Genomic DNA, 26,802 nt, shown 5'->3' on the forward strand with positions numbered 1-26,802 from the left:
TGAGAACTCAAGATTGTTCTCCTTCTAATTGTGGAGCTAACTGAGCGGTTTGGCTTTGCTGACGGTTTTCGCGAGCAATGCTAGCGGTCAACAAATGGGATAAATTCTCAGTTAGATATTGTAGAGATAAAGGCACTTTGTGCGAGATAAGCTGAGCGATACATTTAAGCAGTGCTGTTTGATCATCACCTTTGGCATTGATTGCAATGGCTGACAGTGGCGCGTTTAAATGTGAATCGGTATTAGCTGCAGTACGGGCAATTTTATCTATCAAGGTACTGGTTTGCCTATCTGCGCCAATTTCAACAAACAAACGTGCACCTAAATGACGAGCATTATTCACCAGTTTAGTGAAGTTCAGTGGCTGACAAAATGTATCTGCAATGGAATTGGCGATGTCCTGACTGGTCAATGAAATAGGTATTTGACTCGCAGCACTAATGAATTTGATGCTACTTGCTTGTGCATTAAGCACATCTTGGTCGTGCAAAGCTTGCTGATAAAACGCTTGAACATTATCACGAATAAGCATGGCGGGTTGCGTGTGCATGGCTGTGACACGATTTGCTGCAATGCCACGTTTACCGATTTGTTTCAATAAGGCTTTACAGCTTTGCTCACAACCCGCTAATACACAGGTATCACCCTGTATAATCGCTAAATATGCGCGAGGGTAATCGGCAAGCACGGCTTTTATTTCAGTCGGCGCAGCACGCACAACAAAGCTATTCCAAACAATATCTTCACCGTGTTCGAGTTGCCATGCTTGACGGACGCAGTCAAGTCGGCCTGAAATATCAGAGGTGAAAATACTATTAGTTTGAGTGGCTTCAATCATATTGTGAGGCGTTTTCCAGACATTAAGGCTGGCCCACATTGATGCTTCACCCATAGAGTAGCCCATTGCAAAATGAGGCTTAATGGCAAAGTGTTCGGTAAGCACTTTGGTTAAGATATAACTTGCGCCAACCCCAGCAATAGCAAGCTCGCCTAAACTCATGTCTGAGGTTTTGGCATTTTCTGCATAAATACAATCAGCTTGAAGCATGGCTTTTACATCGCCATCACGTTCAAGTTGAGCAAACAGAGCGGGGAAGTACTGTGGCAGTTGTGCAAACATTTGCGGATAAACCGTACCCACACCCGGATACACAAAACACAGGCCGCTGCGACCAAGCGCTTCATGCTGAGTGATGGTTAAACAACTACCCGAAGGTGTTTTGTACTCAAGTTCATTTATCGATCCAGAGGTGTCATCACTTGCTGTACTGATTTTGGCTAACATGGCCTCAATTTCTGCGATTGCAGTGACTACAGAGTTGGCCATGATAACTGCAGACAAGGGTTTGGTTTGATCAAATGTCTTTAAGTAATTGAGCATTAAAGAGATAACATGGCTAGGCTTGTTTAGAAGCCGCTGGCTGTCTAACTGATTGCTCTGTTGCTGATTAAGTCTATTGAGCGCCACTAATAGCTCATGCAAAGATTGGAGCATGCAAGCAGATGTATTGGCTGCTAAGGGGAAGAATAGTCTGTTTTCATCAAGCATCGAGCTGGCCTGTGCCAGTTCAGTACCTTGAACAAAAACGGCAGCATGCTGCTTGCCATTTTCTGTAAAGTTAAAGCTAGCAACACGGTTTTGGTGCATTTGGGTAAACCAATATTTGGCATTGGCTTGATTGCTATTGCCCAGCTTGTCACTAGTGACAGTAGGCAATGTAGTGTCAGGTAAACGACGCGCAGCAATACGGCTTATCAACATGACAAGCTGAGTAAACTTGTCTTTATAACAAGTTAACTCAGTGACATCGACCAAGGTAGGAGTAATGTGCTCACGTTTAGCTTGTGCTAAAGCGTTTTGCATAGCGCATTGCATATCATCAGCTTCTCCCAAACCCGTTAAAAAGGCATGGGGATGACAGCGATGCTTAGCTGCAACAATCGCTGGCATCATCAATACTCGATACGGTATTGCTGGATGGCTCAGTAACACAGTATGTTGCTGCTCAATATGGGCAATCGCTTGGGCAAAATAATCACTAAAGCTAAGCGTTTGTTGGCTTGCTGTAGCAAGGTTATCTATGCCTGCATCTAAGCTTGATACATCAATTTCAAGGTCAATGGCAGACTCGCCAATGACCTGCGCTAATGAACACGGTTTTATGGCTGCAAATATGTCATCAGCATTTTGTGCTGGTGCGAGTGATGTTTGATCATTCGCGACCAGTTTTAAGGCTATACGCATACTATTGATTGCAGCCGTTTTTGCAGTCAGTTGAATGCTCACACAGACTCCTGCAAGTCAGCAATTGCTTTTGCAGGGGCAAGAAATGCCTCATTTAAGCGTTTGCTAATTGTTGTTTTTGCACTGCTCATAGTGCAACTCAAGCGACCATCTTGATGATAAAGTGCAATATCAGCCGTTAATGAGCGGCTGGTACTCTTAAGCACAGATAACACCAAGTAACCTTTATCGCCTGATGCAAATGGTGCATAAGTGGTTAACTTACCAATAGTCGACGGTAAGCTTGCAGAATCATGGTTAATTCGTGCCCACACTAACATGGCTTGCAGTAGCAAATCTTCAGCAAATGCTTGGCTGCCACCTATGGACAGATTAGGCGCAAAGCCTGCGCAATCTGCGGAACTAATTTGTGGTAATTCCACGTTGCAAACCAGTTGCGTGTCATCAGCAATCAAGACTTGCTTGATGCCTTGCAGGCGTGGTCCATGAAATAAGCTACCGTTTGAATAAAGTTCGCTGTCAGTGCTAATCACTTTACCTGCACTTGCCAACTGTTGTGCATCCGCAACGATAGTTGGCTGTGTTGTTAAAGCTTGACCGTTAATGACGGCTTCATTGATCACAAGGTTTGCTTGATACTGAGGTCTTAGCAAGCTATCCACTGGATCGCGATGCATACGACTCGCAATCAGTGCTTTTAAGCCTGATTCAGTTTGCGTCAATGTCAGCGTTAATACTTGCGGCTCTTTAGTCTCGAAAATAATGCCTTTCAGCAATTTATAATCTTGAACAGTCACAGGCAGGCCACACAGTTGCTGCGCAGTTTCACGCATCCATTGTATAGCGCATACTGTTGGCAGTACTGGATTACCCGCAATGCAATGATCTTCAAGGAAGGGCATAGCAACAGGGTCTAGTACTCGTTCAACACTCACCGTGTTACTCACAACACGGTGACTTGCAGCATTATTTAAAGAAAGAATCAGCGAACCCTCGGCATTAAGCGAAGAGTCCGCATTAAGCTTTTTTACAGCTGCGCCTGTTTTATCTGCTGAGCTTGAACCCTGCATACTTGAGCCAATTAATAGCTGTACGCCCGACTCAGACAATAGACTGTGAGCAAACAAGTTTGCGCCTTTATCTAGTGGAATCACGTATACGCCGCGCTCAACAAACATTTTCTTCAATGCTGAACTGACCATTCCGCCATCCCAAGGGCCCCAGTTAAAGCTCATGACTTTTGCTTGCGGGTGGTTTGCTGCAAGTTGAAGTGCTGTCTTGTTGAGGATCTCATTAGACATTGAGTAGTCACTTTGGCCTGTATTGCCATAGAAGCCTGCTGCTGATGAGAACATAGCAACCAGTTTTAACTTGCTTGCATCAATTGCATTGATGATGCCAGCAAAGCCCGATACTTTAGTGCCATATACACGGCCTAACTCAGCTAAGGTTTTGTCTTGAATGTGTTTATCAGCGAGTACACCTGCACCATGAATGATACCTGTAATCGGTTTAACACCTGCAAGAGATTGTTTGATGGCGGCATCTGAGCTGACATCCATGCTGATGTATTCAGCACTTGCACCGACAGCTTTAAATGCTGCTAATGAACGATCAATTTCTAGACTGCTGGTAATCGGCCATACTAAGGCATCAATTTGCTTAGGTGTTGGCTTTTTACCTTGAGATTGAATAAAACCAATCGCAGCAGCTTTTAACTGACTTGTGTTTACTTCACTAACGTTAGGCGCAGCCGCTATGACACTCTTTGCCCAAGTTGGTAAATCACCCGCTAAGTGCTCACTGCGACCCGCTAAGATAAAGTGTGACTGAGTTTGCTTGGCAAGGGTAAGGGCACATTCAAATGTGACGCCTTTCGCTCCGCCAGTCACCAGCACTGTATCTTCATTGTTTAATGATGTGGTTTGGTAACGGGTTTGAGCAGCAGTGGTAGCTGATAAGGTATGACGACCCTGGTCGCTAATACCCACTTCAGCTGTTGCTGTATCAACATCAAATAACTCTGCAATAACGGCTTGTGCTAACTCGACAGCTTCAAAGCTTGGGGTAATATCCACTGCTCTACAGAACACAGTTGGCCACTCATGACCTAATGTTTTAGTTAAACCTGATAATGCAGCTTGGTTTAGCTCTGCTTTGGCAAGTTCAGCCGTGTTTAAGTAACCAAAGCCACCATCGATGCGGCTGACAGTCATAAAGCTGACACGCTCAGTTTTTGCTAGCTCAGCAAATGGTTTCTGTAGGTGTTTAGCCATCAAGAAAGCTTGTTCTACAGCTACAAAACCAGCATCACTTAAAGGCAAAGCTCCTTGTGCTGTTAGTTGAGGTTGCAGGTGAACAAAACCGGCGACCTTATGCTGCTTGCTAATTTGAGCAATGACATCGCTAATCGCGTCGTCATTGACCGCAGATAAAGTGAAGCTGGCAATATCACTGCTAAGTGGTGATTGCGCAGATGTCACTGACTCAGGGCTACGAATAACGGCGACGGTTAGGCCTGTTGCTACTAATTTTTCAGCTAAAACACCTGCGTTATGGCCGTCATCATTGATAACGATACAGGCGTCTTTTGAAAAACCGTCAACTAACTTATCCGCCGCTGGTAGCTTTTTTAGCGCAACTTCCTGATGAGGAGGTAAGTCAGTTGCTAACTCTGCTGCGGGTGCAGATTGAGTTTCAACGCTCGCTTGCTTTTTGTTCATAGCGCCTTCGGCTGGCAGTTTAGCGCCCATATAAGATACGATTTCGCCTAGGGTGCGACACTCTGCTAAATCTTCAGGATTTAATTCAGGTAAGCCCGGAAGCTCGTCTTGAACCGTCCCTAAAATTTCAACACGCTTGATTGAATCGATGCCTAAATCCGCTTCCATATCCATGCTCAATTCAAGCATTTCAGTTGGGTAACCGGTTTTTTCAGCAACCACAGTCATCATGGTGCTTTGAACTTCTTGCGCACTTAACCCCGTTGCTACTTGAGAAGCGCCTGCTGCGGCCTGTGTATTAGCGCCTTCGGCGGGTAGTTTACTCCCCATATAAGATACGATTTCACCTAGTGTACGACACTCAGCTAAATCTTCTGGGTTAAGTTCTGGTAGCGTCGGAAGTTCATCTTGAACTGTACCTAAGATCTCAACTCGCTTGATTGAATCGATGCCTAAATCCGCTTCCATATCCATGCTTAATTCAAGCATTTCAGTCGGGTAACCGGTCTTCTCAGCAACCACTGTCATCATAGTGCTTTGAACTTCTTGTGCGCTTAAACCAGATGCTTGTGTTACAGGTGCAGCAGCGCCTGCGGCGGCCTGTGTTTGAGTGCCTTTAGCGGCGCTTGTAGGAAGTTTAGAGCCTTCAGCTGGTAGCTTAGAGTTCATATAGCTAACGATTTCACCAAGTGTACGACACTCAGCTAAATCTTCAGGACTTAGCTCTGGTAGTGTTGGTAATTCGTCTTGAACTGTACCTAAAATTTCAACACGCTTGATTGAATCGATGCCTAAATCTGCTTCCATATCCATGCTTAACTCAAGCATTTCAGTTGGGTAGCCGGTTTTTTCAGCAACCACAGTCATCATAGTGTTTTGAACTTGCTCTGCGCTCAGGGCTGTTTGTGCACTTAAACCAGAAGCTTGAGCAACTGGAGCTACAACGGCTGTGCTGTTCATAGCGCCTGCGGCGGGTAGTTTAGAGCCTTCAGCTGGTAACTTAGAGTTCATATAAGATACGATTTCACCAAGAGTACGACACTCAGCTAAATCTTCAGGACTGAGTTCAGGCAGTGTTGGCAGTTCGTCTTGAACAGTACCTAAAATTTCAACACGTTTAATTGAATCGATACCTAAATCCGCTTCCATATCCATGCTTAGTTCAAGCATTTCAGTAGGGTAACCAGTCTTTTCAGCAACGACTTCTAGCATGGTATTCAAAACTGTTTCAGCGCTAAGACCAGATACCGGAGCCGCAGACTGAACTGGTGATGCAACTGGGGCAGAACCAGCAGCGGGTAGCTTAGAGTTCATGTAGTCAACGATTTCACCAAGAGTGCGACACTCGGCTAAATCTTCAGGGCTTAACTCTGGCAGTGTTGGCAGTTCGTCTTGAACAGTACCTAAGATCTCAACACGTTTAATTGAATCGATGCCTAAATCCGCTTCCATATCCATGCTTAGTTCAAGCATTTCAGTTGGGTAACCTGTTTTTTCTGCAACGACTTCTAGCATGGTATTCAGAACTGTTTCAGCGCTAAGGCCTGGTGCTGAAGCCGAAGACTGAACTGGTGACGCAACTGGGGCAGAACCTGCTGCTGTTAGCTGAGAGCCTTCAGCGGCACTTGCAGGAAGTTTAGCGCCTGCGGCCGGTAGTTTACTACCCATATAGTCAACGATTTCGCCCAATGTACGACACTCGGCTAAATCTTCAGGGCTTAACTCTGGCAGTGTTGGCAGCTCGTCTTGAACAGTACCTAAGATTTCAACACGTTTAATTGAATCGATGCCTAAGTCTGCTTCCATATCCATGCTTAATTCAAGCATTTCAGTTGGGTAACCGGTTTTTTCAGCAACCACTTCTAACATAGTATCCAGAACTTTTTGTGAGCTCAGGGGTGTTTGCGGGCTCAGGGCTGTTTGCGCGCTCTGAACTGTTCCTGCGCTTAAGCCAGCAGGAGCAGTTACTGCAGAATCTGTTACTACAGGAGCGGCTACAGGAGCAGGTGCTTTAATTGGTTCTACAGGTGGGGTTGGAGCGGCCATCGCAGCAGGTTGAGCTACAGGTGTGGCCTTTACTACTGGCGTGTTTACGACAGGAGTTTGTACAGGAGGTGCTACTTTCACCGCTTCAACTACTGGTGAATTAACAATTGGTGCGTTAACAACAGGAGCTGTAACAGGTGTTTGACCCGTAAGCATGTTTAATGCATTTTGGCTTGCCTGAGCTTGCTGCTCTAAAAACAGGGTGTGACTTTGCAGCGTTTGCGCTTGATGCTGATGGAATAACTCAATCGAGCGTTGCAAGCTTTCAGGAATGGCTTGGCCTGCAGCAACCATTTTACTTTGCTCTGCCATCAAGTGAGTAAAGGTGTCACCGTATTGTTGTGGAATGGCCAAGAATTGTTGATGCAGTTCAGCGGCTTGTTGCTGTGTATTAAAGAACGCTTCTAAACTGCCTGAAGCAGGAGCAGCCTGAGCTGATGCATGAGGTGCTATTGCTTGAGGCGCAACGTTAGACACTGTTGTTGCGCCAGATGTGGCAACTTCAATATATTCAGTTTTAATGACTTCTTTTTCCACGATCTTCTCTACTACTTTTTCAACAGGTTTTTCGATAACTTTCTCAACAATTGTTTCGACAACTTGAGAGGTTACTTGGCCTGTTGCTAATGATTTTTCCATCTTGGCACGAGTAGGTGCACTGATGTGGTTGGTTGCATTGAGTTTAACGTTCATGCCTTTTGGTACCGCAGGAGCTGCGATTTCAGCTTGATAAGGGTCAATGCTTGAGAGTGGCGCACCTAAAACGCTAAGTTGCATAGCTGCAACACGAAGTTGCACATCACTGTTGCCCTTAGGGTTTGGATTGATACTGATAACGGATACCGCTTCAGCTTTATTACCTAGGGTCGCTTCAACCAGTTTTTGCAGAATGTTCTTAGGGCCGAACTCGACAAATACGCGCGCTCCCGCATCGTACATATTGTTCAGCTGATCAGTAAAGCGCACTGATTGCAGCATATGTTGTTTGAATGCGGCTTTAATTGATTTAGCGTCACTTGAGTGTTTGTCACCAGTGGCATTTGAGAACAGGTCGACTTTGCTCGCCGTGAACTTAGCTTTATCAATGGCTTTAGCAAATGGCTTTTGCGCATGTCCCACAAGTGGTGTATGGAAGGCGCCAGAAACAGGTAGCGCGATAGCTTTAAAGCCTAAAGCAGCAATGGCTTTAGCTGCATCGGCGCAGCTTTGTGTTGGGCCAGCAATAACAAGCTGAGTGGCTGAGTTGTAGTTAGCCACCTTAACGCCTTCAAACTCGCTAATGCAGCTTTCTAATTTAGCGATGTTATCGCTATTTGCTGCATCATTTTCATTAGCTGGCAAGATAATGGCGTACATCGTGCCTTTATCTAATTCATTGCCATCTTTATCAACTGCTGATGCTGCCATTGAAGCACCACGAGCAAATGATAATTGGTAGTAATCATCATTTGAAATTACACCTGCAGCACATAATGCTGACAGTTCACCAAAGCTGTGACCTGCAAACATATCTGCGCTAAAACCTGATTGTGTGAACAGTTGATATTGACTCATGCTCACCACACCAATGGCGCTTTGCGCGTTATCAGTGCGGGTGAGTAAAGCTGCTTGTGCATCTTTATCAGCTTTTTCAAAGGCTGGAATTGGGAACATCACTTGCGATAATGGCGTTTTATCAAAGCTTGCAAATACCTTGTCGGCTTTGACTAATTGCTGGCGCATTTCAGGGAAGTGACAAGCAACATCAATCCCCATGTTGACGTACTGAGAACCTTGACCTGCAAATAATGCTGCTACTTTCGGTGTGTTAGCCGCTTTTTTACCTTTAGTCGTCTTTTGGTTTGCATTAATCGTGATGAGCGCAGATGAGCGATAGCTCGTACCTGATGGTAGTTGCCATGCTTCAGCGTCGTTACTTAGCTGCTTTAACGATAAACCAAGTTGGGTGGTTAATTCATTAAGGCTTGAGACCACAAGACCCAAACGAGCTGCTGAAGTATCTAAAGTGCGAACAGCATATAGTTTAGCAATGCGGGCAAGTTCAGCTTGTTCGATGCTGCTGTTATCTGTGCCTTTAAGCGCGCTGATGTCAGCGTTAAGCTTGTTGATTTCTGCAATGAGCTCAGCTTTATTGTCAGCTCTAATCAATAAGCTTTGTGCTACTTGGCGCTGACGATATTTCTCATCACGGCTGTGCTCTGGGCTGTATTCTTCTAATACTAAGTGGAAGTTTGTGCCACCAAAACCGAACGAACTTATACCCGCTCGGCGTGGTGTGCCATCAGGGCGAGGCATCCAAGGGCGAGTTTCAGTGTTAATGAAAAACGGTGAATCCTCAACATTAAGCTTAGGGTTAGGCTTAGAGACGTTGATGGTTGGCGGCAGCACTTTATGATGCAGTGCTAACGCCGCTTTAATCACACCCGCGGTTCCCGCAGTTGATTTAGTATGGCCCACTTGTGACTTAACTGAACCTAAAGCAATGTGTTGCTTGGTTGAGTCATTCTCACCAAATACAGATTTAAGACCATTAAATTCTGCCACATCACCCGCTGCAGTGCCTGTTCCGTGAGCTTCAATTAAGCCAACGGTTTCAGGTGCAAAGCCGGCGTCATCATAAGCACGCTTCAGCGCTTTAGCTTGGCCTTCAGGTCGAGGTGCATAAATTGATTTGAACTTACCATCAGATGAAGCGCCGACCCCTTTAATGACTGAGTAAATACGGTCACCGTCACGCTCAGCATCTTCAAGACGTTTTAATGCCACCATGCCAATGCCTTCACCAATCATCATGCCTTTTGAGTCGATATCAAATGGCTGAATCGTTTCATTGGTGGTAAACGCTGGGGTTTTTGAAAAACTCATGTACATCGATGGCGAGTTATCGGTACATACGCCACCAGTGATCATCATTTCGCTGCGGCCTTCAACCAGTTCGGTTAACGCCATACGCATTGCTGCAAGTGAACCTGCACAGGCCGCATCAACCACACAGTTCATGCCGCCTAAGTCAAAGCGGTTAGCAATACGACCAGCAATAACATTACCTAGTGAGCCTGGGAATGAGTTTTCTTCCCAGTGAATGTATTGATCTTGGAACTTTTTGATCAACATATCGCTGTCAGCATCACTTAGACCACTGCTCTTAAATACTTTCTTTAATACAGGATATTGCAGGCGCGCTGTTAAGCTTGCATTGATCTTTTGACCACCACCCACACCCAGCGTAATACCAATCTTATCGGTATCGTACTCAGAGGTGACGCCCGCATCAGCAAGCACTTCTTTGGCAATCACTAACGATAGTAATTGCGAAGTATCAGTCAGTTCTAGGATATTTGGCGGCAGGCCAAATTCCATTGGGTTAAAGTCCACTTCAGGGATAAAACCACCGCGTTTACAGTAGCTCTTGTCTGGCGTGCTCTTGTCAGCATCAAAGTAATCTTCAGCGCGCCAGTGGGTATCAGGTACTTCGGTAATAGCATCAATTTTTTCGCTGATTAAGTCCCAAAACTTATTCAGGTAACGAGAGTTGGCAAAGATACTGGCCATGCCGACAATGGCAATAGGCATGTCTTTAAGACGTTTATTCAGTCTTGTATCTTGCGACTCGTTATTATCTTGAGATGAGGTCTCAGGATTTGTAGGGGCTTGGCTCATTTTGAGTCTCCAGTGTTCAGCTGATCCTTAGCTGATTTATTTTTTTGGTTTGCCGCTTCCGTAGATTGTAAAACTGTTGCGCCAGGAAAGCGGGCTAAAAAGGTGTGGTAATTTTTGACTAATAACTTACGTAAATGAAACGGGCCGTGCTTTAACACATAAGCGATATAACGATTTGTCGCTTGTGTGTGATTGTCTTGATATATGTCGAGATACACCCAGTCGGTTGCAAAGTCGACACCGAGCAAAATGGAATAACTGTCAGCTTGAGTGAGTTGAGGTGGAATCGTTAACGATACAACCTGTACAACGTTATCTGGTGTCGCTTCAGGTAATGCAAGGGTTTTAGCGAGCGTTTCAGGGTTCAGCGTATAAGTCGCTACATCTGTACCCTGAACAATAGGCAGCTGATTAAAATAACGCTCAGGCACATGAGGGCTTTCAAATTCATCTAGTTTTGATATGCCGTAGCGCTTTAAACATCGGGCTAAACCAGAGCGAGAGACGTTAGGGTTGATAAATTGTTGTGTGACGTGAAGCAATCTATCCAGTGACATTTTTAATTGATAACGAAGTCCCACAACCACGTATTCTTCCATTGATGAAAGAGTGGTTTTCAAATGATGTGGAGTATTGGGCGTATCACTGATTGAGTCGCGCTTGCGCCACTTTCTGACAGTGGCTTCCGAGATATTAAGAATCTTAGCCAATTGACTAACACTGAAATCAGAAGTCTGAATAAATTGACGCATTTCAGGAGTCGTTGTTGCATTGCGATGGCGAACAGGGGCCATCGCAACATCGGTTTCTGATGTGGCTTTCTTAGCGGCTGTTTGAGTTACAGCGTGAGCTTTTCTATTTGCGGTCATTTCAGGACTGCCATAGTTCGATGAATACTCCGTACAATCTGTTGGGACTCGGTATAAAAACGTGAAGATTAACGTTTGTTCATCTTCAAAATTAGCGTTTTAGCACAATCGAGCATGCAGAGTACCTGAGGTTTCGGGCCGATACAATCACCCGAAACTAATTAATCACTGATACGACCAGAATTAGCTAACACTTGTAAGCCGAATGGGTGATTTTGTTATAAAAAACGTTACGGCTGTAAAGAGTGATCTGAGTCAATTATTCAACAATGTTACCGATCTATACTGAATTTATGGGTGTTTTATCGTCAAATGTAAACATAGTAAGACAAAGATATGGATAGTTTAATAATGTGAACAAAGGAGGCCAACATGGCTGAGTTTACCACTGAGCAAATCCGCAATCTGGCAGTGCTCGGACACACAGGCGCAGGAAAGTCCTCGTTACTTGAGGCGTTACTGTTTCGCGCTGATGCTATAAGTTTAAAAGGCAGGGTCGACAAGGGCACAAATCATGCTGATTTCACTGCCCAAGAAAAATCTCATCGACACAGTTTAGAACCTTCATTTTTAAATCTTGATTATCAATCTCACCACATCAATTTCATCGATACTCCCGGATTACCTGACTTTTTTGGACGTGCACTATTACCATTACCAGGTGTTGAATCAGTATTATTGGTGGTGAATGCAAGTGTTGGCATTGAATCCGTCACTAAGCGAGCATTTGAAGCAGCCCGAAGCCAAGGAAAAGTGGTGGTCATTGCGATAAATCACATGGATGGCAATGAACAGAAAGTATCAGATGTGATGATAGATATTCAGCATCAATTTGGTCATCGTTGTTTGCCGGTTAACTTACCCAATGCCACAGCTGATGGTGTCGTTGATTGCTATTTAAATTGCGATGATACGGCGAAGACCTTATTCAGTCATCCTTCTCAAGCTAAAGATGAACTTGTTGATACCGTACTTGAAGAAGATGAATCCTTAATGGAGCTTTATTTAGAACAAGGCGAATCACTCACTCCAGAGCAACTGCATGCGCCCTTAGAAACAGCGTTAAGAATGGGGCATTTAGTGCCAGTTTGTTTTACTAGCGCTGAACAAGATATTGGGATCAGCTCGTTATTAGAGATACTGGTTAAGTTAATGCCCAATCCACTTGAAGCGAATCCGCCGCAATTTATTAAAGGCTACGGCGATGAAGCTAAGCCGATTGATGTCACTCAAAAAGCCTCTGATCATGTTTTAGCGCATGTATTTAGGGTAGCGATAGACCCATTCTTTGGCCGTATGGGAGTTTTCCGCTTGTATCAAGGTACAATTTCTGTGGGAATGAAATTGTTTATTGGTAGCGGACGCAAGCCGTTTAAAGTGTCTCATTTAATGAAACTTCAAGGCGATAAACAAATTAATGTCAATCAAGCTTTGCCCGGTGATATTTGCGCCATTGCTAAGCTTGAAGAGTTATCTGTGGGAGCTGTGCTTCACGATAGCCATGATGAAGATGAATTCCATTTACCCGAGCTTAAATTCCCGCAACCTATTTTTGGATTGGCAGTATCTGCTAAACGCCGTGGTGATGAACAGAAAATATCAGAAGTATTAAATAAGCTGGTGGCCGAAGATCCGAGTTTACAAATCAGTCGCAACGAAGCAGAAGGTCAAACAGTGCTGCAAGGACAAGGTGACTTACACCTTCAAATTGCTTTAGAGAAAGCGCAAAATTTATTTAATGTGGACATGGATACCGATATGCCTGCAGTGGCTTACCGAGAAACCATTATGGCTGAGGCGGAGTATCGTTATCGTCATAAAAAGCAGTCTGGTGGTTCTGGCCAATTTGGTGAAGTTGAATTGAAAGTTGAACCGTTAGCGCGTGGACAAGGTTTTGAGTTTGTCTCCAAAGTGGTGGGTGGTTCTGTGCCAACTCAGTATATTCCGGCTGTTGAAAAAGGTGTGCGCGAAGCCATGTTAGCGGGCGAAATGGGTGGGTACCCATTACAGGATGTGAAGGTCACTTTGCTTGATGGTAAGCATCACAGTGTCGATTCAAAAGAGATTGCTTTTGTCATGGCGGGTAAAAAAGCCTTTATGGAAGCGGTAAAACTGGCTCAACCTGTTATTTTAGAGCCCATTGTTGATATGCAAATTCATGTGGCTCAAAACCATGTGGGTGAAATTACGGGGGATATTAGCTCTTCAAGAGGTATCGTTTGTGGTACCCAAGCAAATAGCAATGGCTTAGTGGAAGTGAGTGTTGAAGCGCCGCTGGCGAATGTGAGTAATTATTCCACTCGCCTTAAATCGATGACTGGTGGCGAAGGCCAATTCTCGATGCACTTTAGTCACTACGATGTGCTTCCTCAAAAGGCGGTAAAAGCACTGGCTGAGTAATTTTTAATGCTTGTTATAAGATAAAAACCATAAAGGGTTGAGCATTGCTCAACCCTTTTTTCATTAAGTCAATTAAGCTTGATTTAGGTTATTTAAAGTTAGCTAAGGGCTATTTATATTATTTTAAAGATAGTTCAGGAGTGTTTTATATTATTTTAAAGATAGTTCAAGACTATTTACATAATTTCAAGATAGTTCAGGACTGCTTTATATAATTTAAAGATAGTTCAAGACTGTTCTATATTATTTAAAATTAGTTCAGTGAGCCCACGCTTTAGCGTCGACACATCAGCGTATTAACGCCACAATCACATTGATAACTTACCTTGCTTGTTGAAATTGCTTCCTAAAACAAGCGACAATGGTGCATTGCCTATTTAGCCTGAGCCTAGTTTGAAGCTGCCAATCGCCATTCAATTATTTTTCTGTCCCCTTAATACTGATTTATTAGATGAGTCGAGTGCTTTTATTGTTCGTTCGTGGCTGCCTGAAGATGAGGTTAAAAAGGTTGATCGTTTTATTCAGCAATTATCTAGAGACCAAGGTTTAATGGTGCGAGGCTATTTACGCAGCGTGTTATCGCGCTTTGCTAGTATTGAACCTGATGAATGGCAATTTGAATATGGTGAGAAGGGTAAGCCGAGGTTAACGGCGGAGCAGTTTGCGGATACCGGTTTGCAGTTTAACCTGAGCCACAGTGGTGACTGGTTGTTAATTGGGGTAGTAAAAACTAACGGTGCAATTCAGCAGCAAGGAGAAATAGAACTTGGTGTAGACATTGAGCGCCGCCGTGAAACAACGAATATCCATTCGATTCTAAATCACTATTTTTCGAAACCAGAAGAGAGTGCATTACTCGCTTTATCTGAAGATAAACACAGAGAACGCTTTTTGATTTATGGGCGCTTAAAGAGTCCTATATAAAAGCGAAAGGCTTAGGCTTAGCTTTATCGCTAAAATCTTTTGCGTTTGATTTATCTGCCATGAGTGTTGGTGAGTTGCAAGTTAACGATGAGACGATTGCGATACAACAAAATATCCCGTTAAGCTTATTAAAGGCGATTGACCCTGATGGTTTATTAGCGGATTTTGTCATTGCCCCGCAGTGGCATTGTTATTTAGGAAAGCTTGATCATTTGTATCGTTTTGCCGTGAGTATAGGAGGTGGATCTACAAATTCAGACGATTTATTTCCTGAGCTGAAAGCAAAAAAATCAGCTGGCTTGACGTTGTGAATCACGCATCCAAACCAGCTGATAGGTAAAACTGTCTAGTTTTAAACTATTTATTCTGAGCCACTAGACTCTCATCATTTAACAGACCCTAATTAATGAGTATGTTTTAATGGAACGATTTCAAAATCAGGATTAAATTGCACTAGAGTCGAAGCGATTTTAGCGAAAGCCTGTTTGTCACCTTCCATTGTCGCCGCACCTGACTGCATCAGTGCTTTCATATCCGTCTTGCCTAACAATATGCCAACCACATCAGCTTTATTTACTGTCAGAGTTGCATCTGCATGTTTTGGTGACTCGACATTAATATTACTTAAATTACCGTTACTCAATTCAACAAATAAAGTGTCTGTTTGATTACCGTTTTGAGTCACTACATTTAAAGTGATATTACCAAGTTCAGCAGCTTTGATACTGTCAACTTTAACCGCAAGGAAATCAAATAAGGTCGACATATCCATTTCGCTAATAATATCTGCAGAGGCTGACTTTGGCGCGCCAGGCTTGATGCCAAGTCGCAACTCTTGAGCTCCAGTGAGGTAAATATTACGCCAACCTGCGCCCTCAGCTTGGTAACCTAGTTGTTCATAAGTGTCTGCGAGTAATTCACGCGCCGCATCGTGTTGTGGATCTGCCATAACGACTTTATTGAGCGCAGTAGCAACAAAGCGATACTCTCCTTGGCTAAAATCATGTTTTGATTTTTGCACCACGTTATCGGCACCGCCCATATACTCAACAAACTTTGTTGCTTCTGCCTTGGTAGTTAATGGATTTAAATTGGCTGGGTTCATGTCAAAGTAACCCAAGTACATGTTGTACACAGCTTTGGCATTGTGGCTATAGGTGCCGTGATAACCATTGGTATACCATTCGTCTTGAACGTTTTGAGGTATGGTTTCCATGATAGCGTCGCCGATATCTTGAATAACCACGCCGTTATTGGCTAAACGCATTGACTGGTTATGAACTAAACCATAGTTATCACGCTGCATGCGAAGATAATGATTAACCTCTTTATTGCCCCAAACTGGCGCTGAATGAGAGGCAAATAATACGTTAACGTCTTCACCAAAGGCGTTAATCATTTCATTAATGTCTTTAGACCACTTTAAAGAATCGCGTACTTTCGCTCCTCTCAAGGTGTACACGTTGTGCATGCCATCATAAGTTAATTCGCCAGACCACAGCGCTTTCATTGACGGAATGTAGGTGATCATTTCACTGGCAGCTTCAGTGCCAGAGGCATCCATAAATACCATTTCAAGACCATCAATGGTTAAGGTTTCCCATTTGCCATTATGGTTTAGTTCATAGTCAGGTTTAACGTAGGTGATTTCGCCTTTTGATAAGCCTTTAGCAAGTGCAGCATCTACAATTCCGTGGTCGTGTTTACCCAATGTTGCACCATATTGATATGCTGCGCGGCGGCTCATCACGTTACCTGCAAGGACATTTTCATCGACAATTTCTGAGGTGATATTGTATGAACCATACACTTTGACATCAGGATACAGTTCTTGCACACCACGGGCTCCACCAAAGTGATCGGCATGGCTATGAGAGTAAATCATCGCGACAACAGGTAAATCCTCACCTTCAGGTAAGTTAGCAAAGGCAAACTTTAACGATTGCTGCACCGCTTCTTTGGTGAGTAATACATCATAAGCAATCCAACCCGTTTTACCTCGGATAAGCGTTAAATTAGATAAGTCGGTACCGCGAACTTGATAGATACCATCAGTGACTTTATATAGCCCGTTTGGCACCATGTTCAGCTGTGCTTGACGATATAAAGAAGGGTTAACGGAGTCAGGTAACTCTTCACTAATAAAGCTAAACTCTGCTCGCAAAACTTTAGCTGTAGCCTCATCAAATGATGCGATTTTGTTTTTACTAAATCGCTCAAAAGCGGCTTTGTCATCAAAGTTTAAAGTTTTTTCCACTGATTTATTATGTTCAGCGGTGAAAGGGGTTGCGGGCTTACCATGGTAATCAACAGTGATATGGTCGTGTTCATGCTGAGCTGCAAAAGCTTGGGTGGTAAACGTTAAGGTTATCGCTAAACCAAGTAATGATTTTCTCATGTAAGCCTCTAGGATTTATTGTTGTTGAATATAAGTTAACAACAAAAATGATAAAGATAACTATAGCTAAGAATGGTTAGTACATTTACTGTATGAATGTATTGGGCGTTAATCAATGGCTTGAATGTGCATTTAAATTGGAAATCTATTTGTATAAATCAGGTATTAAGGTGGTAAAAGTGAAGCAGGGTTTAGGGCAATTACAATTAGAACAGCTGCAACAAGAAAAGAGTCAACAAGAGCTGCATAAGCTGGATCTTAATCTTGTTAGGGTATTTTGTAGTGTATGTGATTATCAATCAATTACACTTGCAGCTGAACACCTTTCATTAACCCAATCTTCTGTTAGCAATGCAATTAACCGCTTTAAAACCCTTGTTGGGGCTGAGTTATTTGTCAGGCAAGGTCGAGGTATTGCTCTTACCGCAATAGGCCAACATTTACACCAAACATTAGGGCCTTCTTTAATCGATATAGAGCAGTGTATTAATAGCGTTAAAGCGTTTGACCCGCAGCAATCAAAACGTGTTTTTCATGTCAGTGCGAATGAATCAATTATTGATTTGATTGAGGCAGATATAGAAAAATCGGTGGCTGATAAAGGCGTTGAAATCATCTTTACTGAAGCGATTATTGATGAAGGTAATTTATATCAAGCGCTTCAAAAACAGCATATTGATTTAGCGTTAGATATTGTGGCGCCGAGCGAAGCATCATTTTCCAGCAAACAAATTGCTACCGAAAAGCTCGTTTGTGTGGCGAGGGCGAACCATCCTCAATTTAAAAACGGTATTGATGAACAGTCGTATTTTGCTGCTAAACATCTGTTTTACCGATTACATCGCCATAATCAACGGGTAGCAGAGATTATTTCTACAGAGCATTTACCTGAGCGCCATATGTATGGCGAAAAATCATCTTTGCTCACAATGTTATCGGGAGTCAGTAAATCCGATGCAATCTGCATTGCGCCATATACCTATGCTAAAAACTATCAATCTATCTTTAATTTGACCTTGATGGATTTGCCGTTCGAAAGCCAATTGATTTCAATTTACAGCATTTGGCCGACCCGTAATCAACAAGATCCGGCAACGAAGTGGTTACGTGAGTTAGTGGAGACTGCAATGGAAAAGGTGTACTTGCTAGAAAGTGATCGTTAATTATCGCTATTAATAACCGCGTCAAAATTGCTCAGAGAAATAACATCACCTGCTTGCATGGCGTCAATATGAATATCGCCAATTCTGACTCTAACTAACCTTAATGTGGCAAAACCTACTGCTGCTGTCATTTTTCTAATTTGACGATTTTTACCTTCGCATAAGGTGATTGATACCCAGCTGGTTGGCCCATGCCTTGGATCGCGAATTTTACGACCACGAGAGGGGAGCTGTGGCTCTTGTGCCAATTTAAAGGCTTTACAAGGCAGGGTGAGATATTTTGTGCCATTGATACCAATTTCAACTCCGTTTTGTAGTTGTGATACCGCCTTGTCATCGATATCGCCATCCACTTGAACATAATATTCTTTTTCGATGCCTTTACTTCTCACTTTATGGCTCATCATGCCGTCTGTTGTGAGTAACAGTAGCCCCTCTGAGTCATGATCTAGTCGACCAATCGCCATGGTTTTATCTGGAAAGTTATAGAGTTCTGCCAGCAGATGTTTTTTCTTACGTGTTTCTGGCACAAACTGACTCAAAAAACCAAAGGGTTTAAATATTTTAAAGTGTTGATGAGCTTGTTGAAGGTCTTGCTGACTTGATTGGACAGATTCTTGGGCTGGCTCTTGGGGATGCGAGGCTGCATTTTGAGTCGCATTTTGTTCTAAACCTGTTAGACAGGCTTGGTTGGTGTTTGGCATTAACGGTGGCTCTTAATCTTAAACCTGAGTGATACCATATTATACGGATACCAAATGATAGATGCACAGCTAATAACTTTAGCGATTTAAATAATCATTTGGTATAGAAGTTATCTGATATAAAAGTCACCTGATATAAAGGTCAAACTGGGATTGCTTAGATTTCAATCTCAATATTAACTTTATTGATTCATGGTGATAACTCTTGTGGTGAGTATTTAACAAGCTCATGGGGCTACAACGATAATAGTTGTTTTTTACACCTACGCCGCTTATTTTATCGAGCACTTACTTATCATATTTTTAGCTATCGACGCGTTAAAATGACAATTTTCAGTCTGCATTGTTTTGGTATTAATTTTTGATATAAATAAGAATCGTTATTTTGTTCAGTTTATTAATCAGTGGGAAATACAATGAAATTAGATGCAATACTTTGGGATTATGACGGAACCTTAGTTAATTCAGTGCCAAAAAATATTGATATTACCAAAGCTATTTTATCTATCGTCGCACCTCATTTAACTGGTGATAATCTACCTCAGTATTTATTAACTGAAGCGCTTTACCATGAAGCGAATCATGGCGCTAAAAATTGGCAGCAACTCTATGTTGATTACTATGGATTAACAGAGAAGGAAATGCTCCAAGCGGGTAGCATGTGGGCAGAGTATCAAGAGAGGAATGAAACTGAGGTGATGTTATTTGATGGTATCAAGGATGTCGTGCAGGAATTTTCTCATTATCATCACGGAATATGTTCACAAAACTCGCAGAAAAATATTCGTCGCGTACTAAATAACAATGACATTGGCGCTCCGTTTAAGGCGATTGTTGGCTATGATGATGTGTCTAGCGGTAATCAAAAGCCACACCCTTTTGGCGGCGTTAAGTGTGTTGAATCAATATTAGGACATACAGACAGTGAGTTACTGATGTATATTGGCGATCACGAAGCCGATGCTAAGTTTGCGCGTAACTTACAGGTAGCGCTTGGAAACAATGCAAAAGTCATTTCTGTAGCTGCAGCTTATAGTCAGTCTGAGCCTAGAAGTTGGAGCGTTAAGCCAGATTATATTGCCAGAAATGTTGAAGATTTAATGTCGATTATCGGCAAATATGCTTAACAATGTATGCTAATTCCTAATCGTTAGTGCTTATTTATTAGTGCCGAAATTAGTGTTCAAAAATGAATAAAGCCTGCGATTGCAGGCTTTATAGTTTCTAGCTCTTATTGTGCTAATAACTGCTGTGTTATATGAGCAGTTTTAATCGTTTTACTGTTATTGCCTAGCCAATCGATGCGTCTCTGGAGGTTGCTCAAAGTCGCTTCTAAATGGATTAATATCCAATCCACCGCGGCGAGTATAACGAGCATAAACAGTGAGTTTAGTACATTGACAGTATCGTTTTAGGTCGGTAAAAATACGCTCTACACATTGCTCATGAAATTCATTATGTTGGCGGAATGAGATTAAATAGCGCAATAGCTTTTCATGATTAATCTTTGGGCCTTGATAACGGATCATCACACTTCCCCAATCTGGCTGTGAAGTGATTAAACAGTTAGATTTTAATAAGTTTGACGTGAGTGTTTCGACAACATTTTTCTCTTCAGTGCTGTCTTGCAAGTACTCAGGGTTAAATTCATAATCATTGACTTCAATATCAAGCTCATCGATACAATTGCCAGGTAGTTCAACAATACGTTGAGTATTGAACTGCTTAGGCTCAATCACTCTCACTGTTACCTTACCATTAGCACATTGGCTTAAGTCAGTGGTTAAGGTTTGCTGAACGTGCTCTACACTGTCAAAACGTGTTTGGTTAAAGCTGTTTAGATACAACTTGAACGATTTTGATTCGATTAAATTATCACTTTCGATAGCAAGGTAAACTTCAATCATTGCGACCATAGGTTTACCTTTGGCGTTCAACCAAGATAACTCGTAGCCAGTCCAAATATCTGCCCCTTGAAACGGCAGATTATCAGTTAATTCAATAGCGTCGCGATTAAGTTTACGAGGAACCCCTTGCAGCAGTGAAGCATCATATTCTGCTTGATATTGCGTCGATTGACCTAAAGTGAGTCCTTTAAGTGCATCTGCATCACTATAGGGGTCGTGATTGTGTGTCATCTAGTCTGTTTCCGTGTCAAAATAGACTTTTATTATAACCCAAAACTGGAGCATCTTAAGTGTCTTGTTCAACTTCATTGGAACATTTTTCTAGCCGTTATATACAAGCTTATCAGGATGTATTAGACGAGTTACCCCGTTATTTCCCATGTGGGCAAGGATCCGCTTGTATTGAAGGCAAGTATGATCTTGAATCTGACGAAGCGGTTTTTGGAAAGCGGTAAAACGAAAAAGTAATTCAGATTTCAGTAATGTAGAACATGCATTAGACATTAAGCTTCATCAAGATATTAATGCCTTTTATGGTGAGTTTTTTCTGCGCCACTTTTTTCGATTCTAAATGGGGAGAAGGGGAGTTACTGCAGGTTTGGAACCAGCAAGATTTTGAATCTTTGCAACAAAATGTGATTGGCCACTTAATGATGAAGAAAAAGCTTAAACAAGCACCAACTTGGTTTGTTGGCGTTTTAGGCGATGGCGAACAGATGATTACTGTCGATAATGAAGATGGCAGTGTGTGGATTGAAATTCCAGGTGATAGGCCCAAAGATAAATTAGCCGATAGTCTTGCGGAATTTATTGATGCGCTAACACCACGAGTAACGCCGCCGGTAGAGCCGATTGTAGAGGAATATGTTGCTCATCCAGGTATTTGGCAGCGAATGAAAATGATGTGGAATGATTTGATTAAAGGCAAGAAATAATTGCTTATTCGGACATAAAATAAAAAAGCCAGGCTATAGATCAGGCTATAGATGCGGTCTGGCTTTTTTATTGAATGAACCGATAATGCGTTATCAGCTAACTCGTTGTATTAGTATCTATTGACGAGAAGATAATTTTACTGATGATCCCATGAGATATTCGATACAATTCGACATGGCTCGCACCTAAAGTGGAACATGTCTAATAATGGCTCATCTAAACGCCACGCTTTTGAGCCGCAACGTGGACAAGCTCGGTTTTTTCACTGGCAAGGTTTTCGCCACCGACACGGTATAAATAATAATAAGTTGGGATTTTAGTTAAATACTCAACTCTGCCCCTGATATCCCAGCCCCGTCTAAATAAATCACTTTGATGACTGGTAATTTCTTCTAATGCTGCAAATTCAGCCTTTGTGGCCGCAGCCATTTGTAATTCATCACAGGCTTGCCACTCTGTCTGCCAGCGAATGACGCGTTTATGATCGCCGTTAAAGGTTGCAGGCAGCTGATACAGTGGAATGGGGAGCAAGTTATCGCCAGATCGGATAGGTGAACACATATGCACATAGCTGGTATATAACACTTGCCAGCTAGGCTGCTCCGTATTGCTTACTTCAGAGTTAATATCTTGGCCTATATATTTCTCGCGCGGTGCTAATAGTTTTGCGTCTGTTAATTGTTGTAAGGCTTGTTTAGTCCAAGGACTATTGTGACGAGTTGCTAAGCTGGTTTTTTCTGGCATCAACAATCGCACTTTAAACTCACCTTCGTTAAAGGCGACTGCAAATTCTCTTCCCAATATTTGACCGTTTGCTCGTAATGATTCGAGATAATGGTTGATGGCTTTTTCTGCCGCGGTGATGGTAGTATCCGCAAAACATTCAAATCTGAGCTCAGTGACAAACATGGGGGTTCCGTTAATGTGTTAAGTGTTTGGGTGTCGTTAAAAAGTCTTGTGGTCAATCCAATTTAAACTAATAACAGTCTTATGATTGATTTTCTAATTGGGCGATACGCTGTTCTAGCAATTCAATTTTTTTGTCAAAGTCAGCTTTCATTTGTTGAATTTGCGTTTGAAATAGTTGCTCAAGTTGTTGTCGCTCAGTATTGGCTGTTTGTTTGGTCGACTCTAGCGCATCGCCCAGGTCTGGCAAGGTTTGCCACTGATCTTTTGGGATAGCTTTAAACTGTTGCAAGCCTTGGATTAACAAAGGCATTGGCACTTTACCACCCAGTTTTCCTTTTACTAATGCCATCGTCGGAGTGTGGCCATTCATTGCAATGGTTTTGGCCGCTGCGAGGACTTGTTCGATTGGACTCATAATTAGTGAAAATCCTCAATGTTGATTGGTGAAAATGATGATTTAATCAAATGTTATTTTAAAAATATAATAAAATCAATAATATAACTTTTGGCATGCTTTTAGCTTAATCATAATGGACAACATTATAACGTATCTCAAAAACAGTTTGAGTAGAAATTACGTGAGAATCATTTTAATAATAAGGAAGTATCATGAAAGCAAAATTGGGTTTAGCATTGTTAATGGCTGTAAGCAGTCTTTCATTGAGTGGTTGTGTGTTGAATGTGGGTGATCACGAAGGTAATCGCAGCAGTTCTTATTGGGAAAAACAACAACAAACTAATCGTACTAATTTATCTAAGTTGACGATTGGTATGGCGCGAGATCAAGTAACGACTCTAATGGGTACTGCTGATTTCAGTGAGGCTTATGTTACTCAAGCTGACGCAGACAGTCCGAAAAAAGAAGTCCATGTATTCTTTTATCGTACTCAGTGGAGCAAAGGTGATGGTAAAACCACTAAGGATGAATGTACTCCTGTGGTGATCAGTGATAATAAATTAGTTGGTTGGGGCGATACGGCTTACCAAAAAATCTAGTCTGTAGTTACTGTTATTGCCTTAATAATACGTCCAGTTGGTCGACGAGTTCTGACCACTGGGCGTCTTGCGTTAAGGCCTCTGTAATAAATGCTTTTTGTGCCTCATTCCAAAAGCTAGCTTGGGTAATTGGTGTTTCGTTAGGAATGTTATGCGTAGTAATAAAGTGCTCAATTCCAGTCGATGATGCATCCAGTCCGAGTTGTTCAAATAGGTGGTTTAACGTTATTGAGGTGGTATCCATGATGACGTCCTTATTAAGAAGTGAATGGACTTATCTGCATTAAGCCTAGGCGAGCGGATTAAAATTGCAATATGTTTCAAACTTGTTAACTTGTAACTATTCACTGAACTTCAATGAGACTGAAATTATGGAACAGACTACTATGGCGGAATATCGTGCAGTGTACCTGACAGCAGAAGATTTACGGGTGGCAGCGTCGATAATATACAACGCCTATCATGATGATCCGTTTTTCATTGAAGCCTTGTCCACAGCTAATAAAGCCAGTTACGAGCAAAAATTACGTGCCGCTATCAGGGAAGAATTAACTGAATTATGGCAGCAAGAGCAGCCTTTAATTGGCTGGTTTAATGGTGAAAGGTTGATTGGTGTTGCGTGCGTGATTACTCATCAAGTGCCATTAGGTGAAAGCCGCTATTGGCATTGGCGTTTGAAAATGGTGCTGGGAACCGGTTGGAGCTCCACGCAAGCTTTAATCAACAAAGAGAATAGTATTTTAGAAAGCCTACCAAGTAATCAATATGGCATTCTGCAGTTTATAGCGTTATCGCCCATTGAACAGGGTAAAGGGAATGGCGCTAAATTGATTCACGCTGTGTTAAGTTGGTGTGATGACCAACCTGAACTCGATGGTATCGGCGTGTTTATTAACAATCCTAAACACGGTGAGTTATTTATCCGTGAGGGTTTTCAGCACCTTTCTCAACTGACGATCGGCACTGTAGATGGCGAAGTATTGATATATTCGAGTAAATAACTCGGTTCGCAGTTTATATAGTGAGCGTATTGATTTTATCGCTAGGTAGGATGGAAAATGAGCACGAAAAAATACCAAGACTTTAATTCTTTTTATCCTTTTTATTTATCTCAACATCAAGATGTAACATGCAGACGACTTCACTATATCGGTAGCGGAATTATTGTGGTCATGTTGATTATAGTGTTGTTATCACAACAATGGTGGCTTTTATGGACATTGCCCGTAATCGGTTATGGCTTTGCTTGGGTTGGTCACTTCTTCTTTGAAAAGAATAAACCCGCCACCTTTGAGTACCCCTTTTATAGTTTACTTGCTGACTGGGTCATGTTTGCACAAATGTTAAAAGATAAACTCGGCCTCAAGAAAAACTTAGGTTAAGTGTTAATCAGGAATGTAAGAGATCTCTCACCTTACTGTAGGTTTTCATATTCTTTAATCGAGTTAATTTCTTTTATTTAATTTTTATGTTCTTTTAAAACAATAGTTTAGATTTTTGGTTTAACGTTGGCTATTGTGAATATTTTGTTTCATCCACTTTTGTACATTTTTCTATTACATGATTTCAATACAATAAAGTCACTAAGCAATTAATTGAATGACCAAACAAATCGTTACAGGAAGTAACTTTTTAAAAGTCAGTGAACAGTAATAGTAGTGCTTAGAAAGTATTTGGCGATTAACACTCAGGATGAGAGTTATTGATACTAATACATGTAATGATTTTCAGGATGAAAGTAGGACACGCTCAAGGAGTGGGCAAAAGCTCAGTTAAGGATTAACTGAAACATGGATGACCCCAAGTCAGGAAGATATGGGTAGCAGGAAGCAAATACTAGGAAGGTAATTTTAGGAGTTAGATTCGGTCAAAAGGATTGACTGTTCAAAGGATTGAGAACTCAAGTATGGCTTAAAAGGCATATACAAGGATATTGAGTAAAAAAGGAATAAGGGAGCAAGGAGCAAGACGATTCGCAAGGATGGAGCAGGGAGCACAACTTAGCAGGATGGCTAACAAAGCGTAAAACTGGCGCAACCTTACATGTTAGGGTTGCGCTTTTTATTATATGAGATATTCATTTGTTAAATATGTGAACAACCTAACGGCTTCAAAAGTGCATTTGTCTACCCGATTTGTAAGAGATATCTCACAAGAGATGTGAGAATAATCGCTTTTAAAATAGACTTACACTAAGCGGTTTTTTTAAGCTGTTGATAAATTTAGCTTTATGCTATTTATTCAAAGTTTGTAGTGTTGTTTTTTTGTTAATTTGCTGTTTTGTGCATATTTATTTATTCGTTCATCTCTTAAAATATACCCAAGCAGTAAATGCAAGAGAAAGATAATTTGTTCATCAGGATGATGATTAAGAATTCACTTTCTCGACGACAGTAAAACAACCGTTATGGATAACGGCAGTGTCAAAGGATGATACTGACATCATTAAGATGAAGGGTTTTATTGTAGAAAAGGATTTTTAGGACATCAATAAAAGGATTTACGCTGTTATGGATAACAGTGATTGCATTGGATGCAAATGATTGAATCATGGATGTCATGGAAGAAAACCAAGGATGAATTAAAGGACACGCTTAAGGATTTGAGCAGGCTCGGTCAAGGGATAATCGAGTAAGAGGGACAGTACTTCAGTGTACAAGGAACATCAAGGATTGAATAAGGATAGCGCACGGAGCAAGTTAGACGCATGGATGGTGCAGGGAGCACAAAAATAGCGGGAAGGCTTAACAAGAGTACAAGAGGCCGCGGCAATTTATTGTCGCGGTCTTTCTTTTGGAATTTGTAAAGTTTGGACTCAAGTTTATTTCGGCAAGGTTAAGCTTTAATTACCGTTATTTTTTACTTTTAAAGGCGTGCATTGGTTCGCGCATTCTGGTGTAAGTGAAAACTCTACTTTACCTC

16 protein-coding genes and 3 pseudogenes are annotated in these 26,802 nt (G+C 42.0%); 10 read left to right on the forward strand and 9 right to left on the reverse strand.

What is annotated here, in order from left to right; translation table 11 throughout:
* Positions 1-7 precede the first annotated feature (7 nt).
* The 3 genes from ACGEDC_RS15440 to ACGEDC_RS15450 are packed head-to-tail and all read right to left on the reverse strand — an operon-like array spanning position 8 to position 11,543.
* Positions 8-2,287: a PfaB family protein gene (locus ACGEDC_RS15440; protein WP_394494270.1), complete on the reverse strand. Its 2,280-nt coding sequence runs from the start codon at positions 2,285-2,287 to the stop codon at positions 8-10.
* Positions 2,284-10,674: a phosphopantetheine-binding protein gene (locus ACGEDC_RS15445; protein ID WP_394494272.1), complete on the reverse strand. Its 8,391-nt coding sequence runs from the start codon at positions 10,672-10,674 to the stop codon at positions 2,284-2,286. The genes ACGEDC_RS15440 and ACGEDC_RS15445 overlap by 4 nt, the downstream gene beginning before the upstream one ends.
* Positions 10,671-11,543: a transcriptional regulator gene (locus ACGEDC_RS15450; protein WP_394494274.1), complete on the reverse strand. Its 873-nt coding sequence runs from the start codon at positions 11,541-11,543 to the stop codon at positions 10,671-10,673. The genes ACGEDC_RS15445 and ACGEDC_RS15450 overlap by 4 nt, the downstream gene beginning before the upstream one ends.
* A gap of 372 nt (positions 11,544-11,915) precedes the next feature.
* On the opposite strand from ACGEDC_RS15450, the gene fusA reads away from it, so the two are divergent.
* The 4 genes and pseudogenes from fusA (at position 11,916) to ACGEDC_RS15470 (ending at position 15,178) form a co-directional block, all read left to right on the forward strand.
* Positions 11,916-13,943, forward strand: coding sequence for an elongation factor G (fusA, locus tag ACGEDC_RS15455; RefSeq protein ID WP_394494276.1), 2,028 nt, complete (start codon positions 11,916-11,918; stop codon positions 13,941-13,943).
* A gap of 393 nt (positions 13,944-14,336) precedes the next feature.
* Entirely contained in the window at positions 14,337-14,867 is a 531-nt protein-coding gene (locus ACGEDC_RS15460; RefSeq protein ID WP_394494278.1) for a 4'-phosphopantetheinyl transferase family protein, read from the forward strand.
* Positions 14,864-14,914, forward strand: a pseudogene (locus tag ACGEDC_RS15465) (hypothetical protein); the annotation flags it as partial. The gene ACGEDC_RS15460 and the pseudogene ACGEDC_RS15465, both read left to right, overlap by 4 nt.
* A gap of 12 nt (positions 14,915-14,926) precedes the next feature.
* Complete coding sequence (locus ACGEDC_RS15470) at positions 14,927-15,178, forward strand: hypothetical protein (RefSeq protein ID WP_394494280.1); 252 nt, start codon at positions 14,927-14,929, stop codon at positions 15,176-15,178.
* A gap of 92 nt (positions 15,179-15,270) precedes the next feature.
* Here the strand turns inward: ACGEDC_RS15470 and ACGEDC_RS15475 are convergent, their stop codons facing one another.
* Positions 15,271-17,265 (reverse strand): alkyl/aryl-sulfatase, encoded by a 1,995-nt coding sequence (locus tag ACGEDC_RS15475; protein ID WP_394494282.1) that lies wholly within the window; start codon positions 17,263-17,265, stop codon positions 15,271-15,273.
* A 179-nt stretch (positions 17,266-17,444) separates the two neighbouring features.
* Between ACGEDC_RS15475 and ACGEDC_RS15480 the strand changes: the two genes are divergently transcribed.
* A complete protein-coding gene (locus ACGEDC_RS15480; RefSeq protein ID WP_394494284.1) occupies positions 17,445-18,428 on the forward strand; it encodes a LysR family transcriptional regulator in 984 nt (327 codons plus the stop codon).
* On the opposite strand, the gene ACGEDC_RS15485 is transcribed toward ACGEDC_RS15480, so the two are convergent.
* Complete coding sequence (locus tag ACGEDC_RS15485) at positions 18,425-19,132, reverse strand: pseudouridine synthase (protein ID WP_394494286.1); 708 nt, start codon at positions 19,130-19,132, stop codon at positions 18,425-18,427. The two genes, ACGEDC_RS15480 and ACGEDC_RS15485, sit on opposite strands and share 4 nt — an antisense overlap.
* A 416-nt stretch (positions 19,133-19,548) precedes the next feature.
* Between ACGEDC_RS15485 and ACGEDC_RS15490 the strand changes: the two genes are divergently transcribed.
* Positions 19,549-20,259, forward strand: coding sequence for an HAD family hydrolase (locus ACGEDC_RS15490; protein ID WP_394494289.1), 711 nt, complete (start codon positions 19,549-19,551; stop codon positions 20,257-20,259).
* Positions 20,260-20,415: 156 nt separating this feature from the next.
* Here ACGEDC_RS15490 and queF read toward each other — a convergent pair whose 3' ends face one another.
* A complete protein-coding gene (gene queF, locus ACGEDC_RS15495) occupies positions 20,416-21,270 on the reverse strand; it encodes an NADPH-dependent 7-cyano-7-deazaguanine reductase QueF (RefSeq protein WP_394494291.1) in 855 nt (284 codons plus the stop codon).
* Between the two features lie 59 nt (positions 21,271-21,329).
* On the opposite strand from queF, the pseudogene syd reads away from it, so the two are divergent.
* A pseudogene (gene syd / locus ACGEDC_RS15500) lies at positions 21,330-21,974 on the forward strand (SecY-interacting protein).
* 137 nt (positions 21,975-22,111) lie between these two features.
* Here syd and ACGEDC_RS15505 read toward each other — a convergent pair.
* Positions 22,112-22,884: pseudogene (locus ACGEDC_RS15505) on the reverse strand (Zn-ribbon-containing protein).
* A gap of 79 nt (positions 22,885-22,963) precedes the next feature.
* A complete protein-coding gene (locus ACGEDC_RS15510; protein ID WP_192022413.1) occupies positions 22,964-23,299 on the reverse strand; it encodes a hypothetical protein in 336 nt (111 codons plus the stop codon).
* A 194-nt stretch (positions 23,300-23,493) separates the two neighbouring features.
* On the opposite strand from ACGEDC_RS15510, the gene ACGEDC_RS15515 reads away from it, so the two are divergent.
* Entirely contained in the window at positions 23,494-23,880 is a 387-nt protein-coding gene (locus ACGEDC_RS15515) for a DUF3192 domain-containing protein (RefSeq protein WP_119968756.1), read from the forward strand.
* A 13-nt stretch (positions 23,881-23,893) separates the two neighbouring features.
* Here the strand turns inward: ACGEDC_RS15515 and ACGEDC_RS15520 are convergent, their stop codons facing one another.
* A complete protein-coding gene (locus tag ACGEDC_RS15520) occupies positions 23,894-24,124 on the reverse strand; it encodes a DUF2789 domain-containing protein (protein ID WP_394494294.1) in 231 nt (76 codons plus the stop codon).
* Positions 24,125-24,251: 127 nt separating this feature from the next.
* On the opposite strand from ACGEDC_RS15520, the gene ACGEDC_RS15525 reads away from it, so the two are divergent.
* Both ACGEDC_RS15525 and ACGEDC_RS15530 read left to right on the forward strand, forming a co-directional pair.
* Positions 24,252-24,881 (forward strand): GNAT family N-acetyltransferase, encoded by a 630-nt coding sequence (locus ACGEDC_RS15525; protein WP_065109137.1) that lies wholly within the window; start codon positions 24,252-24,254, stop codon positions 24,879-24,881.
* 57 nt (positions 24,882-24,938) lie between these two features.
* Positions 24,939-25,262, forward strand: coding sequence for an Mpo1-like protein (locus ACGEDC_RS15530; protein WP_394494297.1), 324 nt, complete (start codon positions 24,939-24,941; stop codon positions 25,260-25,262).
* The last annotated feature ends 1,540 nt before the right edge of the window (positions 25,263-26,802 follow it).

The organism is Shewanella sp. ENK2, assembly GCF_043568515.1.
Classification (GTDB): domain Bacteria; phylum Pseudomonadota; class Gammaproteobacteria; order Enterobacterales; family Shewanellaceae; genus Shewanella; species Shewanella japonica.